The 15,220-nt window shown below is 74.7% G+C and carries 16 protein-coding genes; 8 read left to right on the top strand and 8 right to left on the bottom strand.

The features are described 5' to 3' along the window. The first annotated feature begins 39 nt into the window (after nt 1-39). The 4 genes from MJ876_RS15665 to MJ876_RS15650 all read left to right on the top strand — a co-directional run bounded on the left by MJ876_RS15665 (nt 40) and on the right by MJ876_RS15650 (nt 2,382). On the top strand, nt 40-633 hold the full coding sequence (locus MJ876_RS15665) for a hypothetical protein (RefSeq protein ID WP_240237692.1): 594 nt from the start codon (nt 40-42) through the stop codon (nt 631-633). Nucleotides 634-666: 33 nt separating this feature from the next. Beyond that, nucleotides 667-1,677: an NYN domain-containing protein gene (locus MJ876_RS15660; RefSeq protein ID WP_240237690.1), complete on the top strand. Its 1,011-nt coding sequence runs from the start codon at nt 667-669 to the stop codon at nt 1,675-1,677. Between the two features lie 4 nt (nt 1,678-1,681). After that, nucleotides 1,682-1,984 (top strand): hypothetical protein, encoded by a 303-nt coding sequence (locus MJ876_RS15655; protein ID WP_240237688.1) that lies wholly within the window; start codon nt 1,682-1,684, stop codon nt 1,982-1,984. A 176-nt stretch (nt 1,985-2,160) separates the two neighbouring features. Next, nucleotides 2,161-2,382, top strand: coding sequence for a hypothetical protein (locus MJ876_RS15650; RefSeq protein ID WP_240237686.1), 222 nt, complete (start codon nt 2,161-2,163; stop codon nt 2,380-2,382). Nucleotides 2,383-2,459: 77 nt separating this feature from the next. Here the strand turns inward: MJ876_RS15650 and MJ876_RS15645 are convergent, their stop codons facing one another. The 7 genes from MJ876_RS15645 to MJ876_RS15615 are packed head-to-tail and all read right to left on the bottom strand — an operon-like array spanning nt 2,460 to nt 11,408. Then, the gene (locus tag MJ876_RS15645; RefSeq protein ID WP_240237684.1) at nt 2,460-3,635 is read right to left on the bottom strand and encodes an acyl-CoA dehydrogenase family protein; all 1,176 of its coding nucleotides are present in this window, start codon (nt 3,633-3,635) and stop codon (nt 2,460-2,462) included. Continuing rightward, the gene (locus MJ876_RS15640; protein ID WP_240237682.1) at nt 3,632-5,545 is read right to left on the bottom strand and encodes a biotin carboxylase N-terminal domain-containing protein; all 1,914 of its coding nucleotides are present in this window, start codon (nt 5,543-5,545) and stop codon (nt 3,632-3,634) included. Before MJ876_RS15640 ends, MJ876_RS15645 begins: the two co-directional genes overlap by 4 nt. A gap of 8 nt (nt 5,546-5,553) precedes the next feature. Next, nucleotides 5,554-7,125, bottom strand: a complete 1,572-nt coding sequence (locus MJ876_RS15635) for an acyl-CoA carboxylase subunit beta (RefSeq protein ID WP_240237679.1) — start codon at nt 7,123-7,125, stop codon at nt 5,554-5,556. After that, entirely contained in the window at nt 7,122-8,249 is a 1,128-nt protein-coding gene (locus tag MJ876_RS15630; RefSeq protein ID WP_240237676.1) for an acyl-CoA dehydrogenase family protein, read from the bottom strand. The genes MJ876_RS15635 and MJ876_RS15630 overlap by 4 nt, the downstream gene beginning before the upstream one ends. Beyond that, on the bottom strand, nt 8,246-9,982 hold the full coding sequence (locus tag MJ876_RS15625; RefSeq protein ID WP_240237674.1) for an acyclic terpene utilization AtuA family protein: 1,737 nt from the start codon (nt 9,980-9,982) through the stop codon (nt 8,246-8,248). Before MJ876_RS15625 ends, MJ876_RS15630 begins: the two co-directional genes overlap by 4 nt. Continuing rightward, nucleotides 9,979-10,794, bottom strand: a complete 816-nt coding sequence (locus tag MJ876_RS15620) for a TIGR03084 family metal-binding protein (RefSeq protein ID WP_240237672.1) — start codon at nt 10,792-10,794, stop codon at nt 9,979-9,981. Before MJ876_RS15620 ends, MJ876_RS15625 begins: the two co-directional genes overlap by 4 nt. After that, complete coding sequence (locus MJ876_RS15615) at nt 10,791-11,408, bottom strand: TetR/AcrR family transcriptional regulator (protein WP_240237671.1); 618 nt, start codon at nt 11,406-11,408, stop codon at nt 10,791-10,793. Before MJ876_RS15615 ends, MJ876_RS15620 begins: the two co-directional genes overlap by 4 nt. Before the next feature lie 150 nt (nt 11,409-11,558). Between MJ876_RS15615 and MJ876_RS15610 the strand changes: the two genes are divergently transcribed. The 3 genes from MJ876_RS15610 to MJ876_RS15600 are packed head-to-tail and all read left to right on the top strand — an operon-like array spanning nt 11,559 to nt 13,823. Next, nucleotides 11,559-12,272, top strand: coding sequence for a DUF4282 domain-containing protein (locus MJ876_RS15610; RefSeq protein WP_240237670.1), 714 nt, complete (start codon nt 11,559-11,561; stop codon nt 12,270-12,272). A gap of 39 nt (nt 12,273-12,311) precedes the next feature. Further along, the gene (locus MJ876_RS15605; RefSeq protein WP_240237669.1) at nt 12,312-13,040 is read left to right on the top strand and encodes an RDD family protein; all 729 of its coding nucleotides are present in this window, start codon (nt 12,312-12,314) and stop codon (nt 13,038-13,040) included. A gap of 30 nt (nt 13,041-13,070) precedes the next feature. Beyond that, nucleotides 13,071-13,823, top strand: coding sequence for an SDR family oxidoreductase (locus tag MJ876_RS15600; protein WP_240237668.1), 753 nt, complete (start codon nt 13,071-13,073; stop codon nt 13,821-13,823). An 11-nt stretch (nt 13,824-13,834) separates the two neighbouring features. Here the strand turns inward: MJ876_RS15600 and MJ876_RS15595 are convergent, their stop codons facing one another. Then, the gene (locus tag MJ876_RS15595) at nt 13,835-14,509 is read right to left on the bottom strand and encodes a histidine phosphatase family protein (RefSeq protein WP_240237667.1); all 675 of its coding nucleotides are present in this window, start codon (nt 14,507-14,509) and stop codon (nt 13,835-13,837) included. Nucleotides 14,510-14,666: 157 nt separating this feature from the next. On the opposite strand from MJ876_RS15595, the gene MJ876_RS15590 reads away from it, so the two are divergent. After that, on the top strand, nt 14,667-15,215 hold the full coding sequence (locus MJ876_RS15590; RefSeq protein ID WP_240237666.1) for a hypothetical protein: 549 nt from the start codon (nt 14,667-14,669) through the stop codon (nt 15,213-15,215). Nucleotides 15,216-15,220 lie beyond the last annotated feature (5 nt).

Below are 15,220 nucleotides of genomic sequence, written 5' to 3'. Positions count from 1 at the left end.
GCGTCTCGGGCGCGTCCGTCCCCCGCGAGGAGACCGCCCGTGGCCACTCCGCCCCACCGCCTGCCCGCCGCCGTGGCCTGCGCCGCCGCGCTCGTCGTCCCGCTCGTCGTCGCCGGCCCCGCCGCGGCCGACGTCGAGGTGAGGCGCGACCCGCGCGGTGACGTGTCCGAGATCCAGGGGCGGCAGCAGGAACCCCGCCCCTCCGCGGGCGTGCTGCAGCTGACCAGCCGGCACGCCGACGGCCGGGTGTCGATGCAGGTCGTCGTCGCGGACCTCGACACCACGTCGGCCGTCGGTGCGAACTTCGCCGTGGGCACCTCCGACGAGCGTCTCCTGGTCGCCGTCGTGCAGCGCACGGCGGACGGCGAGAAGGTCGTCGGTCTGTACGACACCGACCTCGGCCAGGAGGTCGACTGCCCGGGCCTTCAGGGGAACCTCCTGCCGGCCGCGGACCGCGTCACCGCCTCCGTCCCGCGCTCGTGCCTCGGACGGCCCCGGTGGGTGCGCACCGGCGCCGCGGCGTTCGCCGTGTACGAGGAGTTCGTCCTGTCCTACGCCGACGACGCCCTACGGGACAGCCGGACCCGGTCGCCGGTGCCGTTCGTCGGCACGAGGCGGCTCCTCCTGGACTGAGGTCCCGGCCGCCGGCTCTGCGAGACTCGGCGCATGAGCACCGCCACCGAGGAGCTGCCCGGCCGCGTCGCGGTGTATGTCGACTTCGAGAACCTGGTCATCAGCCTGTACGACGCCACCCATGGGGAGGGGGCCTGGCGCAAGGACGACGCCCGCAAGCGCGCGACCCCCGCGATCGCCGACAAGCTGGAGTCGGCCCGCCTCGACCTCGACGCGATCATCGACTACGCCGCGTCCCTCGGCATCGTGACGATCTGCCGTGCGTACTGCGACTGGACCGTGCCCGCCTTCGCGGCGTACGGCCGGGCCCTGACCCGCCGGTCGGTCGACCTGGTGCAGATGTTCCCGATGTCGGGGTCGAAGAACGGCGCGGACATCCGCCTCGCCGTCGACGCGCTCGAGGACCTCGAGCGGTTCCCGTACCTGACCCACCTGCTCGTCGCCGCCGGTGACTCCGACTACGTGCCGCTCGCCCAGAAGGCCCGCCGCCTGGACCGCCGCATCATCGGGGTCGGCGTGGCCGGTTCCGTCGGGCGCTACTGGGAGCTCGCGTGCGACGAGTTCCGCCAGTACGACGCCCTCGTGACGCTGGATGACGACGACGAGGACGACGAGGTCGCCGCCGAGACCGAGCCGGCTGCCGAGACCGAGCCGGCCGCCGAGCAGCCGGAGGAGCCCGCGAAGCCGGAGGTGACGCGGCGACGCCGCGGGGCGAAGAAGGCCGCTGCCGTCGAGGAGCCGGCCACCGAGGACGCCCCCGCCCAGGGCTCCGCCCGCGGCCGCCGCGCCGACGACCCCGCTCGGACGGCGCGCAAGCTGCTGCTCCGCGCTCTCAAGCTCGGCCACGAGCAGCGCACCGACGACTGGGTGCCGCTGTCGATGGTCAAGACCCTGATGCTGCGCCTCGCGCCCGACTTCAGCGAGCGGGCCATCGGGTTCAGCACCTTCAGCGCGTTCGTCGAGTCGCACCGCGAGATCGTCATGTACGACACGGAGCACAACGCCGCGCGACTCGCGTCGATGGGCAAGCCGGGGAAGGGGTAGACCCGTGGCCGCCCACCCGACCGCGACCTCCCGCGCCCGCGGCACGATCCGCGGCTGCCTGACCTGGGGCGTCGTCCTGGTGGTCGTCGGGTACGCCCTGCAGACGTTCCTGCAGACCCAGCTGGTGGACCTCCTGCCCATCGGTGCGGAGATCGCGGTCGCCGCCGTCCTCGGACTGATCAGGGTGGCCGGGCCGATCGTGCTCGCCGTCGGGGTCGTGGGCATCGGCGTGCAGCTTGGGCTCGCGGCGTACGGCGTCCGGCCGACGCTGCCGGGCGACGAGCGCCACGACCGGCTCCGCGACTGAGGCAACCGATCCGGCGCCCGGTCCGTCCTAGGGACGTGCGCGCCCGACCCGTCACCCGCGCCCGCGAGGGCCTCGGCCACGAGGTTCCGGAGGGCACCTACCGCGGCTTCTCCTCCGCCGACAGCGTGGTCGAGCCGGCCGGCTGACCGCAGTCCCACCCCGAGAGGACCCCGACCATGGCGACGACGATCATGCCCGACGAGGCGACCCGCTGGATCCGGTGGTGCCTCGTCGGGGGGTGCGGCGGCGTCGTGCTGCTCTGGGTCGTCCTCGCCGTCGCCGACGGTCCGATGGTCGTCGTCGCCTCGCTCCTCATGCTGCCCGCGACCGCGGCGGCCCTCGTGGGGCTCGTCGCGGTCGGCGTCCGGCTCGGCCTCGCCGCCTACGGAGAGCGGTAGTCGACCCGGGTCCGACGTGCGCGCCCGCCTCACATGACGACTCCGGCAGGCCCGGGAGTGCCCGGGCGGGACCGCGCTCAGTACGACTTCGGCAGCCCCAGCGAGTGCATGGCGACGTAGTTGAGGACCATCTCGCGGGTGACCGGGGCGATCCGGGAGGCGCGGGTGGCGACGAGCAGGCCCGCGATGCCGTGCTCGGAGGAGATGCCGGCGCCGCCGTGGGTCTGCACGGCGCGGTCGACGGCGCGGCAGGCGGCCTCGGCGGCGCAGTACTTCGCGATGTTGGCGGCCTCCCCGGCCTTCTCGTCCTGGCCCGCGTCGCACAGCGCGGCCGCCTTCTGGTTCATCAGCCGGGCGGACTCGATCTCCATGTACGACTCGGCGAGCGGGTGAGCGATGGCCTGGTGGGTGCCGATCGGGACGCCGAACACCGAGCGGTCCCTCGCGTAGGCCACCGCGCGGTCGAGGGCGTGGCGGGCGAGGCCGAGGGAGTACGCCGCCGCCATGATCCGCTCCGGGTTGAGGCCGGCGAAGAGCTGGAGCAGGCCGCCGTCCTCGCTGCCGACGACGGCGTCGGGGCCGAGGCGGACGTCGTCCAGGAAGACGCTGAACTGCTTCTCGGGGCTGACGATCTCCATCGGGATGACCTGCGCCTCGAAGCCGGGCGCGTCGGTGGGGACGACGAACAGCACCGGCTTGAGGCGGCCGGTGGCGGAGTCCTTCATGCGGGCGACGACGAGCACGTTCTCGGCCTCGTCGACGCCGGAGATCCAGACCTTGCGGCCGTTCAGGACGTAGTCGTCCCCGTCCTTCGTGGCCGAGGTGGTGATGGCGTGGGTGTTGGTGCCGGCGTCGGGCTCGGTGATCGCGAACGCCATCGTGCCGGTGCCGTCGGCGATGCCGGGCAGCCAGCGCTGCTTCTGCTCCGAGGTGCCGAACCGCTCGATGACCGTGCCGCAGATCGCGGGCGAGACCACCATCAGCAGCAGCGGGCAGCCCGCCGCGGCGAGCTCCTCGCAGACGGCGGCGATGTCGCCGATCCCGCCGCCGCCCCCGCCGTACTCCTCCCCGACGTTGACGCCGAGGTAGCCGTGCTTGGCGACGTCCAGCCACAGGTCGGTGGTCTTCTCGCCGCTGCGGGCCTTCGCGGTGAACCAGTCGCGTCCGTAGCGCGACGCCAGCCCCGCGACGGCCTTGCGCAGCTCGCGACGCTCCTCGGACTCCTCGAACAGCATTCCCTCGACCGTGCTCATGCCTGCTCCTCAGCTCCTGCGACAGTTCCCACGACCGCCAGGACCTCCCCGGCGGCGACCTGCTGACCGGCCGCGACCGCGACCTCGGTGACGACGCCGTCGGCCGGCGCGGTCACGGTGTGCTGCATCTTCATGGCCTCGAGCACGAGGATCGTCTCCCCCGCCGACACCGACGCCCCCTGCTCGGCCACCAGCCTCACCACGGTGCCGGGCATCGGCGCCGTCAGCGACCCGGCCGCCTGCGCGAGCGCGGGGTCGCTGAACCGCGGCGTCCGCACGAGGTGCACGTGCCCGGAGGCCGGCCCCGACCAGTCGACGTCCACCGTCTCGGCGCCGGGCAGGCCCCGCACCGCCGTCGCGTACGTCGTCCGCACGCCCGCCGACTCGAGGGTGACCGAGGCCGGCGAGCACGTCACGACGTCGACGTCGTCGAGGACCGGTCCGTCGCGGGTTCCCCACCAAGAGACGGGCTCGTGGTCATCGAACGCCACCGTCTGCGGGCCGCTCGTCACGCTGCGCCAGCCGGCGGGTACGCCGACCTGCACGGTGGCCCGCTCCCGCGCGGCGGCGACGACCGCGACCGCGGCGGCGAGGACGGCGTGCCGGGCGTCCGCCGACGTGACCGGCGGGTGCTCGCCCAGGAACGACGTGCTGACGCCACCGGCGAGGAAGTCGGGATCGCGCAGCAGCCCGACGAGCCGGTCGCGGTTGGTGACGAGCCCGTGGACCCGCGCCCGCGCGAGCGCGCCGGCCAGCTTGCGCGCGGCCTGCTCGCGGGTCGCGGCGTGGGCGACGACCTTGGCGAGCATGCCGTCGTAGTACGGCGTGACCTCGTCGCCCGCGGCGTACGTGCTCTCGAGGCGGACGCCGTCCGGTACCGCGAAGGCCGTCAACGTCCCGGCCGTGGGGCGGTGCTGGTCGTCCTCGGCGTACAGCCGCACCTCGATGGCGTGGCCGCGCTCGCCGACGCGGATCTCGAGGGGCCCGTCCTGCTCGCAGGCGTCGAGCTGGAGGCCGACGAGGTCGAGGCCGGTGACCTCCTCGGTGACCGGGTGCTCGACCTGGAGGCGGGTGTTCATCTCGAGGAACCAGAACCGCTGGGTGGTGGCGTCCATCAGCAGCTCGACGGTGCCGGCGCCGCGGTAGCCGAGCGGCTCGACCAACGCGCGGGCGGCGGCGTGCATCGCCTCCCGGGTCTCGGGGAGCAGGCCGGGCGCGGGCGCCTCCTCGACGACCTTCTGGTGGCGGCGCTGCAACGAGCAGTCGCGGTCGCCCAGGACCGACACGCCGCCCTGCGCGTCGGCCCACACCTGGACCTCGACGTGGCGCCCGTGCTCGACGTACGGCTCGACGAAGACGGTCCCGTCGCCGAACGCGGACGCCGCCTCCTCGCGCGCCGCGGCGACCTCGGCGTCGAGGGCGGCGAGGTCGCGGACGACCCGCATCCCGCGCCCGCCGCCGCCGGCGCTGGCCTTGACCAGCAGCGGGAGGTCGTCCTCGGTCGGCTCGTCGACGCTCAGCACGGGGACGCCGACCGCGACCGCGTGCTCCTTGGCCGCGACCTTGGAGCCCATGAGCTCGATCGCCCCCGGCGGCGGGCCGACCCACGTGAGCCCGGCGGCCTCGACGGCGCGGGCGAAGCCGGCGTTCTCGGCGAGGAAGCCGTAACCGGGGTGGACGGCGTCAGCGCCGGTGCTCAGGGCCGCGTCGACCAGCGCCTCCGCACGCAGGTACGTCTCGGCCGGGGTCGTCCCCGGCAGGCGGACGGCGGCGTCGGCCTCCGCGACGTACGGCAGCGAGGCGTCGGCGTCGGAGAACACCGCGACCGTGCCGATGCCGCGCTCGCGGCAGGTGCGGAAGACCCGCGAGGCGATCTCCCCGCGGTTGGCGACGAGCAGACGGGTGATCACGGGTCGAGTCACGGCCGGAACACCCCGTAGGTCGTGGCGCCGGTCCAGGCGCGGTTCTCGACGACGGACAGCGCGATGCCGAGCACCGTGCGGGTGTCGCGCGGGTCGATCACCCCGTCGTCGTACAGCAGGCCGCTCAGCACGAACGGCAGCGACTGCTCCTCCACCATCTGCTCCACCATCGCGCGCATCCCGGCGTCGCCCTCCTCGTCGTACGGCGCGCCCTTGGCCTCCGCGGCGGCGCGGGACACGATCGACAGCACCCCCGCGAGCTGCTTCGGGCCCATCACCGCGGACTTGGCGTTGGGCCACGCGAACAGGAAGCGCGGGTCGTAGGCGCGGCCGTTCATGGCGTAGTTGCCCGCGCCGTACGACGCGCCCATGAGGACGGTGAAGTGCGGCACGGTCGAGTTGGAGATGGCGTTGATCATCATCGCGCCGTGCTTGACGATGCCGCCCTGCTCGTAGTCGGTGCCGACCATGAAGCCGGTGGTGTGGTGCCAGAAAATCAGCGGCGTGCCGGACGCGTTGGCGAGCTGCACGAACTGCGTCGCCTTCTGCGCCTCCTCACTGAACAGCACGCCCTGGGCGTTGGCGAGGATGCCGACCGGCCGGCCGTGCAGCCGCGCCCACCCGCAGACGAGCGAGGCGCCGTACAGCGGCTTGAACTCGTCGAAGGCCAGCGGGTTCTCGGCGCTGACGCCGTCGCAGACGCGGGCGACGACGTCGCGGGGGTCGAACGGCTCGGTGAGGTCGGTGGGCGCGAGGTCGAGCAGCTCCTCGGGGTCCGCGTCCGGCTCCGCCCAGGCGTACGACGGGGGCGCGACGGGCTTGCGGCGTCCCCAGCGGGCGACGATCCGTCGGGCGATCCGCAGCGCGTCGTGCTCGTCGGCGGCGAGGTGGTCGGCGAGCCCGGAGGTCCGGGCGTGCATCTCGGCGCCGCCGAGCGACTCCTCCTCGGCCTCCTCGCCGGTGGCCATCCTCACCAGTGGCGGGCCGCCGAGGAACACCTGCGCGGCGCCTTTCACCATCACCGTGTGGTCGCTCATGCCGGGCACGTAGGCGCCGCCGGCGGTGGCGTTGCCGAACACCACGGCGACGGTCGGCTCACGGCGGGCGCTGGCGCGGGTGAGGTCGCGGAAGATCTGGCCGCCGGGCACGAAGATGTCCTTCTGCGTGGGGAGGTCGGCCCCGGCGGACTCCACGAGCGAGATGGTCGGCAGCCCGTTGCGCTCGGCGACCTGGTGGGCGCGCAGGAGCTTCTTCAGGGTGAACGGGTTGGTGGCGCCGCCCTTGACCGTCGGGTCGTTGGCGACGACCAGCACCTCGGTGCCCTCGACGACCCCGACGCCGGTGACGACGCTGGCGCCGACCGTGTAGTCGCTCCCCCAGCCGGCCAGCGGGGACAGCTCGAGGAACGCCGAGCCCTCGTCGACGAGCAGCTCGATGCGCTCGCGGGCGGTGAGCTTGCCGCGGGCGCGGTGGCGGGCGACGTACTTCTCCCCGCCGCCGGCGACCGCCTTCGCGTGCTCGGCGGCGAGGGCCTCGAGCTGGTCGGCCATGGTCGTGCTCGTGGTCATCGCGCTCCTCCGTAGCCGAGCAGGGCCGCCGCGAGGTCGGTGAGGACCTCGGTGGACCCGCCGCCGATCCCGAGCAGACGGGCGTCGCGGTAGTGCCGCTCCACCTCGCCCCGGACGTAGCCGGCACCGCCGTGCAGCTGGACGGCGGCGTCGGTCACGTACGCCGCGCACTCGACCGCCGTCTGCTTCGCCAGGCAGGCCTCGGCGACGACGTCCTGGCCGGCCAGGTGGCGGTCGACGACGTGGTGGACGTACGTGCGGGCGACCTCGACCTGCCGGTGCATCTCGACGAGCCGGTGGCGGACGACCTGGCGGCCGCTCAGCGGGCGCCCGAACGTCTCGCGGTCGCGGCACCAGGCCGCGGTCAGGGCGAGCGCGCGGGCGGCGAGGCCGTAGCCGTGGACGGCGAGCACGATCCGCTCGGTCACGAACTGCTCCGCGATCTGGCCGAAGCCGCTGCCCTCCGCCCCGACGAGGTGGTCGACGGGCACCCTCACGCCCTCGAAGGCGATCTCGCCGGTGTCCGAGCAGTGCCACCCCAGCTTGGGCAGCGGGCCGGTCACCGTGACGCCGGGGCGGTCGGTCTCGACGACCAGCAGCGACACCCCGGCGGCCCCGGGGCCGTCGGTGCGGACGGCGACGGTGAGGAAGTCCGCGCGGACGGCGCTGGTGATGTAGGTCTTCGCCCCGTCGACGACGTAGTGGTCGCCGTCTCGGACCGCCCGGGTGCGGAGGTGCGCGACGTCGGAGCCGCCGTCCGGCTCGGTGATCGCCAGGGACCCGATCACCTCGCCGGCGAGGGTGGGCCGGACGAAGCGGTCCACGAGGTCCGGGGAGCCGTGCGCCGCGAGGTGCGGCAGCGCGATGCCGCCGGTGAACAGCGCCGCGAGGAGGCCGCTGGAGGCGCCCTCGGCGAGCATCCCCTCGGTCGCCGCGACGACGTCGGCGAGGTCGCCGCCCTGACCGCCCACCTCCTCGGCGAACGAGATGCCGAGCAGGCCCTGCTTCGCCGCGGCGGCGTGCAGCTCGCGCGGGACGAGGCCGGCGGCTTCCCAGTCGTCGAGGTGGGGCGCCACCTCGCGCCGGGTGAACTCCGCGGCCATCGCGTGCAGGTCTGTGCTCACAGGAGTCCCTCCGGGATCTCGACGGTGCGGCCGCGGGCGTACTCGCCCAGGCCCTTCGCCTGCGGGTCGAACCGGGCCGACGCGGCGACGCCGTCCCCGAGCAGGCCACCCAGCAGCACGTTGACCCCGCCCAGGTTCGGCAGCGGGTGGACGACGACGTCCAGACCCTCGGCCTCGGGCACGAGCATGGCGACCCACGCCGGGGTGACGGTGTCGAGCAGCCAGGCCACGCGGTCGTCGTACGCCGGGTGGTCGTCGTGACGCACCCACAGGCCGAGGTTCGCGTCGCCACCCTTGTCGCCGGAGCGGGCGTGCACGAACGTCCCCAGGGGTGCCCGCACCGTGGACCCACCCCCAGGTGGTCGAGCAGCACGCGAGCGCTCGCGAGCGCTGGTCGAGGCCCCCGCGAGTGCGGCGCCGACGTCAGCCACCACCTCGGAGCGCCCGTCGGAGAAGGTCACCACCGCCTCGACCTCACCCCGGCCGACGTACGCCGCCCGGTGCACGCCGTACGGCGTGGCGGGCGCGGGCGGGGCGACGGGGGCGAAGCCGGGGTAGGAGCCGAGCGCCAGGTCGACCACCGCAGCGCTGAACGCCCGGTCGACGGGGGCCTTGTCGGCGTCCCGCACGGTGCAGCGCAGGACCATCGAGGCGCCCTGCTCGGTGTCCGCGTCGGGGTCGGGGGCCGCGGACCGGGTCCAGGTCACCGAGGCGGCGGTCAGCCGCGGCTCGAGCTGGGCGCGCACCCAGGCCTCCTTCTCGGCCAGGTCGAGGCCGGTGAGCACGAGGTCGACGTGGTTGCGCATCCCGCCGAGCAGGTTCACCGACACCTTGAGCCGCTCCGGCGGTGCCTCGCCGACGGTGCCGGACACACGGACCCGGTCCGGGCCGTCGGCGGCCACCTCGACGGTGTCCAGGCGGACGGTGACGTCGGGGGTGACGTAGCGCTCCGACTGCACCTCGTAGAGCAGCTGGGCCGTGACGGTGTCGACGGTGACCGCGCCACCGGTGCCGGCCTGCTTCGTGACCACCGCCGAGCCGTCGGCGTGGACCTCGGCGAGCGGGAAGCCGAGCAGCGCCGCGTCGCGGGGCAGGTCGAGGAACCCCGAGAAGTTGCCGCCCGTGGCGTGGGTGCCGCACTCGAGGACGTGCCCGGCGACGGTCGCGCCGGCGAGCGCGTCGAGGGCCGTCGGGTCGTCGTACGCCCAGCCGTGGTGCCACGCGGCCGGGCCGACCACGAGCGAGGCGTCGGTGCAGCGGCCGGTGACGACGACCTGGGCACCTCCCGCGAGGGCGGCGGTGATCGGGGCGGCGCCGAGGTAGGCGTTCGCCGTGAGGGCGTTCTCGGGCCAGGGGTGCCCGGAGATGCCGAGCTGCCGGACGTCGTCGCCGGTCACGTGGGCGACCGTGACGTCGAGCCCCAGGCCCCGCGCGGCCTCGGAGACCCTCGCCGCGAGGCCGGCGGGGTTGAGCCCGCCGGCGTTGGCGACGAGCCGGGCGCCCCCCTCCAGGAGCAGGCCGAGGCAGTCCTCGGCCTGGCGCAGGAACGTGCGGGCGTAGCCGAGACCGGCGTCGCGCAGCTGGTCGCGGCCGAGGATCAGCATGGTCAGCTCGGCGAGGTAGTCGCCGGTGACGACGGCCGGGACGGGGTCGCCGGTGAGGACCTCCCGCATCGCGCCGAGGCGGTCGCCGTAGAAGCCGGAGCAGTTGGCGACGAGCAGGGGCCCGCTCATCGACGGGCCTCGCTGCCGGGGCCGGGAGGGCCGGCGAAGCACTGGGCGACGTCCAGCCAGGCCTCGGCGTCGGGGCCCTCCGCGACGAGCGCGAGCGCGGACCGGGGGCGGCGCTGGGTGACCCGCAGGCAGAAGTCGTACGCCGGGCCGGTGACCCGCTGCGCGGCGTCCTCGGGCCCCCAGGTCCAGACCTCGCCGGACGGGGCGACGAGCTCGACGCGGACCTCGGCCTCCGGCGCCTCGAGACCGTGGGCGGCGTAGGAGAACCGGCGGGTGCGGACGCCGAGGTGGGCAACGTGACGGATCCGGTCGGTGGGCTCGGGGGTCTCCCCGAGGCCCTCGAGGACGTCGTGGGCGTGGGTCCAGGTCTCCATGAACCGCGCGGTCGCCATCGAGGTCGGGGCCATCGGCGGGCCGAACCACGGCATCCGGGTGCCGTCGGGCAGCGCCCGCAGCGCCGTCGCGAGGCGCTCGCGGGCCGTGAGCCAGCGCGACCGGAGCTCGGCGGCGGGCACCGCGGCGCCGTCCGCGGCGGCGGCGTCGACGAACCCCTCGGGGTCGCCCATCGCACCCAGCACGACGTCGTCCCAGGGCTGCTTCTCGCCCGTCGCGGCCCGCGCGGCGAGGGTGGCGACCTCGTCGGTCCAGGCGAGGTGGGCCACCTGGTGGGCGACGCTCCACCCGGCGGCGGGGGTCGGACGCCGCCAGCCGGCGTCGTCGTCGGGTCGCCCCCGCAGCACGGCGTCGAGCGCGTCGGACTCGGCGGCCAGGTCGGCCAGGACGTCGTCCAGGGGCGTCGCGGGGCTGCTCACGGGGTCCTCCCGGCTCGGGCGAGCTCGTCGTCGAGCACGCGGGCCCAGCGGTCGAGCACCCGCTCGCGCCGCGCGCGGTCGTCGGTGATCGTGGTCGCGAGGCCGAGGCCCCGGGCGAGGTCGAGGGTGGCCTGGACGAGCTCGCGCTGGGCCGGGTCGGTGTCGTCGGTGCCGAGCAGCTCGACCGTCGTCCGGTGCAGCTGGCGTCCCATCCGCTGCTCCAGGGGGGCCACGGCGTCCAGGAGGGTCGGGTCGGTCCGGGCCGCCACCCACAGCTCGAGCGCGGCGGTGAACACCGGCCCGGTCACGTGGTCGGCGAGCATGGCCAGCACGGCCCGCGTGCGGTCCGGGCCGTCCGGCATGGACGCCGCGGCCTCGGCGAGCTCGGCGCCCCTCAGGCTCGCGACGTGCTCGACGGCCGCGGTGACCAGGGCACCCTTCGACGGGAAGTGGTGCAGCTGGGCGCCCCGGCTCACCCCGGCGCGCTGCGAGACCAGGGTCGTCGAGGTGCCGGACCAGCCCCGCTCGACCAGGCACTCCACGGTCGCCTCCAGCAGGCGCAGCCGCATCGCGCGGGTGCGCTCGGCCTGGGGGGTGCGGCTGGCGGTCGTCACGCGGTCATCCTGCGTGCGCGCGAACAAACAGTCAACCCTGTCTTTAAGTGGTGGCCGGGGGTGGGTTTGGACCGCGCGGCACCGGGGAGAAGGCGGTCCGGGGCTGACAGACTCGGCCCGCCCCGACCCCCACCCCGACAACGAGGTCCGATGTCTCAGTACGGCGCCCCTCCCCCGTCCGGCGAGCCCGGCGACGACCGCACCCGGGTGCCGGGCGGCGGCTCGCGCGGCGCCGGCCAGACCCCCGCGTGGGAGCGGCCCACGCGCGGACCGTCCGAGCCCGACCCCTGGGACGCCCCGGTCACGCCGCCCGGCGCCACACCCACCCAGCAGACCCAGCAGATGCCCCCCGCGGCCCCGTCGGCCCCGTCGGCCCCGTCGGCCCCGTCGCCGGCGTACCCGCAGGGCCCGCAGCAGGGTTACGCCCAGCACCCGCCGCAGCAGGGCTACGCCCAGCCGGGCCAGCCGTCGTACGACGCGGGCCAGCAGGCCGGCCCGTGGAGCACGGGCTCGGGCCCCGGCGCGGCCCCGGGCGGCGGGTCGACGAGTGCCGCGGCCGCCGAGGCGAAGGGGCTCGTGGGCGCGCTCTTCGACTTCTCGTTCTCGACGTTCGTCACCGGCCGGATCGTCAAGGTCGTCTACGTGCTGGCCCTCGTCGTCCTCGGTCTCGCGACGCTGGCCTGGATCGTGACCGCGTTCTCGACCGGCTCCGTGGCGTTCGGCCTGTTCGCGCTGGTGCTGGGACCGCTCGGGTTCCTCGTCTACCTGTGCTTCATCCGCATGACCCTCGAAGTGTTCCTCGCGATCACCCGCCTCAGCGACGACGTGCACAAGAGGATGCCCGACCCGAACGATCGCCCCTAGTCTTCGTCCACCGCACCACCTCCCGAGAGGACCCACCGCATGTCGCAGTACGGCAACGAGCCCCAGGACCCCTACGCCAAGCCCGGTGACTCCGGCCAGTCGGGCCAGTACGGCCAGCAGCCCGGCTACGGCCAGCAGCCGGGCCAGTACGGCCAGCAGCCGGGGTACGGCCAGCAGCCCGGCCAGTACGGCCAGCAGGGCGGGTACGGCGGCCAGCAGCCCGACCCGTACGGCGGCTACGGCCAGCAGGGCTACGGCCAGCAGGGCTACGGCCAGCAGCAGTACGGCCAGCAGCAGTACGGCGGCTACGGCCAGGGGTACGGCGCGCCGCAGGGGCAGTACGCCCACTGGGGCAAGCGCGTCGGCGCCTACCTGATCGACGCCCTCCTCGGCGCCGCGGCGAGCATCCCGTTCCAGATCATCGGCGGCATCTTCAACGCGACGTCCGACACCGGCGTCAGCGCGCTCGGCACGATCTTCAGCCTGCTCGGCTCCGTCGCCGCGATCGCCGTGTTCGTCTGGAACACCTGCCTCAAGGGCGGCGGCACCGGCTGGTCGATCGGCAAGGGCGTCATGGGCATCCGTCTGCTCTCCGAGCAGACCGGTCAGCCCATCGGCGGCGGCATGGCGTTCGTCCGCGCGCTGGCGCACATCCTCGACGCGCTGCCCTGCTACATCGGCTTCCTCTGGCCGCTGTGGGACGCGAAGCGTCAGACCTTCGCCGACAAGATCCTCAGCACCGTCGTGGTGGAGCAGCCCAAGCCCTGACCCGGTGGGGGTGCTGACACCCTGGGCCCCGTGCCCACCACCCTGATCACCGGCGCCAGCTCCGGGCTCGGCGCCGAGACCGCCCGACAGCTGGCCGCACGCGGCCACGACCTGGCGCTGTGCGCACGGCGACTCGACCGGCTCGAGGCGCTGCGCGAGGAGATCCTCGCGCGGCACCCCGACCGGCGGGTCGCCGTTCGTGCGTTGGACGTCACCGACGACGAGCAGGTCTTCGCCGTCGTCCGGGACCTCCGCGACGAGCTCGGGACCCTCGACCGCGTCGTCGTCAACGCCGGCCTCGGCAAGGGCGCCCCGCTCGGCACGGGCCGGTACGACGCCAACCGCGAGACCGCCGTCACCAACTTCGTCGCCGGGCTCGCGCAGGTCGAGGCCGCGATGGAGGTCTTCCGCGACCAGGACGCCGGCCACCTCGTCGTGATCTCGTCGATGTCGGCGCTGCGGGGCCTGCCGCGCACGATGACGACGTACGCCGCCACCAAGGCCGGCATCGCGCACCTCGCCGAGGGTCTCCGCCTCGAGCTGCTCGACTCCCCCATCGACGTGACCGTCCTCTACCCCGGCTACATCGCCTCGGAGATGAACGACCGCGCCCACGGGCGGGGCAAGGGCCCGATGATGGCCTCCACCCGCCGCGGCGTCGCCTCGATGGTCAGGGCGATGGAGGCGCGTCGCGCGTCGGCGTACGTGCCCGGCCTGCCGTGGGCCCCGCTCTCCGTCGTGATGCGCCGCGCACCCCTGCGCCTGCTGCGCCGCATGGTCTGACCGCCGAGTGCTCAGGTGGGGGCGGTCAGCGACGTCCGCTCGAGGTGCGAGTGGTCGTTGAAGGACACCAGGCTGAGGCCGCGGGGGGCGAGGGCGACCTTGGTGACGGAGGAGTCGACGACGACGGCGCTCAGCCGGCTCCACGAGGCGGCGAGCGGGGTGCAGAGCTGCTCGGGTCCCCAGCCGGCCCAGAGGGCGGTGGCGATCCAGGCGATGGGTCCGCCGCTGGTGACGACGACGGCGCTGGCGTCGGGCCCCATGCGGGCGACGAGGCCCAGCTTGGCCCGGGCGACCCGCCGGGTGAAGTCACGGAACGGCTCGTCGTAGTCGCTGTCGTGCTCGCCGGAGGCCCAGCGCAGGAACGCCTGCTCCGTCCAGGCCTGGAACTCCTCGCGCGTGGGCTCGGCGTCCCCGAAGGACGGCTCGAGACGGGACAGCACGTGGAGGGTGTCGACGCCGTTCCAGCCCTCGTCCTCGAGGGTGTCGACGGCGCCGGCGGTCATGGCGTCGACGGTCTCGCGGTGTCGCGGGAGCGTGCCGGTCGCGACGATGTCGGGGTCGACGCCGTTGGCCGACATCGCACCGCCCAGTCGTCGTGCCTGCTGGCGTCCGAGGGCGGTCAGACCGCCCTCGGCGTGCCCCTCGTGCGACGCCTGGGCGTGCTTCACGAGGAGGATCACGCCCATGGCCGCCATCATCGGCGGCCGGGGTACCCCACCGTCGGGGAACGGGTGATTCTTTGCCTCCACCCCACGCCCGGAGGGCCTCCGCCTTCTGGGACCCTGTCAGCCACCCGCCACGAGCCCCGCCCCCGAGGCTCGTCGTAGCCCCCAGGAGCGTGCCGTGACCCCCTCCGTCAGGCGTCGTGCCGCCCCCGCGGTCGCCGTGGTCCTCGCCTGCCTGCTGCTGGCCGGCTGCGGCCTGGACGAGCAGGAGCAGCAGGTCGCCGACGGCGTCACGACGGCGCTCTCGGACGGCGACGACGCCACCGACGCGCAGGACCTCGCCCAGTGCACGGCGGAGCGCTGGGTCGGCGAGGCCGGCCTCGAGCCGCTGCGCCAGGACGGCCTCGTCTCGGGCGAGGACGCGGACGCCGACGCCGTGCGCGCCGCCGCGGACGGCCAGCGGCCGGTGTCCGAGCCGGTGGCCCGGGCCTACGCGAGGGCGCTGGTGTCGTGCCTCGACTACGACGCCGCGTCGTCCGACGTCCGCGACGCGCTCCCGGACGCCTCCAGCGAGGTCCGCGACGACTACGCCGACTGCCTGCGGGAGATCTCCGACGACCTGCGGGAGGACGCCGTCACCCGGCGCCTGCAGGGGCAGGGCGGCGCCGAGCCGGTCGCGCGGCTGCGCGAGCAGGAGGACCGCTGCCTGCAGCGCGCCCGGCGCTGACGCCG

Origin of the sequence: Nocardioides sp. CFH 31398 (assembly GCF_022436705.1) — a bacterium.
Lineage (GTDB): Bacteria > Actinomycetota > Actinomycetes > Propionibacteriales > Nocardioidaceae > Nocardioides.
The sequence above is the reverse complement of the archived record's forward strand: the minus strand, read 5'-3'. Positions and strand labels throughout refer to the sequence as shown.

Excerpts from the sequence above, each read along its gene's own strand:
- MJ876_RS15625 (WP_240237674.1), bottom strand. The coding sequence starts at position 9,982 with ATGAGCGGGCCCCTGCTCGTCGCCAACTGCTCCGGCTTCTACGGCGAC.
- MJ876_RS15650 (WP_240237686.1), top strand. The coding sequence starts at position 2,161 with ATGGCGACGACGATCATGCCCGACGAGGCGACCCGCTGGATCCGGTGG.
- MJ876_RS15605 (WP_240237669.1), top strand. The coding sequence starts at position 12,312 with ATGTCGCAGTACGGCAACGAGCCCCAGGACCCCTACGCCAAGCCCGGT.
- MJ876_RS15595 (WP_240237667.1), bottom strand. The coding sequence starts at position 14,509 with ATGGGCGTGATCCTCCTCGTGAAGCACGCCCAGGCGTCGCACGAGGGG.
- MJ876_RS15660 (WP_240237690.1), top strand. The coding sequence starts at position 667 with ATGAGCACCGCCACCGAGGAGCTGCCCGGCCGCGTCGCGGTGTATGTC.
- MJ876_RS15635 (WP_240237679.1), bottom strand. The coding sequence starts at position 7,125 with ATGACCACGAGCACGACCATGGCCGACCAGCTCGAGGCCCTCGCCGCC.
- MJ876_RS15645 (WP_240237684.1), bottom strand. The coding sequence starts at position 3,635 with ATGAGCACGGTCGAGGGAATGCTGTTCGAGGAGTCCGAGGAGCGTCGC.
- MJ876_RS15610 (WP_240237670.1), top strand. The coding sequence starts at position 11,559 with ATGTCTCAGTACGGCGCCCCTCCCCCGTCCGGCGAGCCCGGCGACGAC.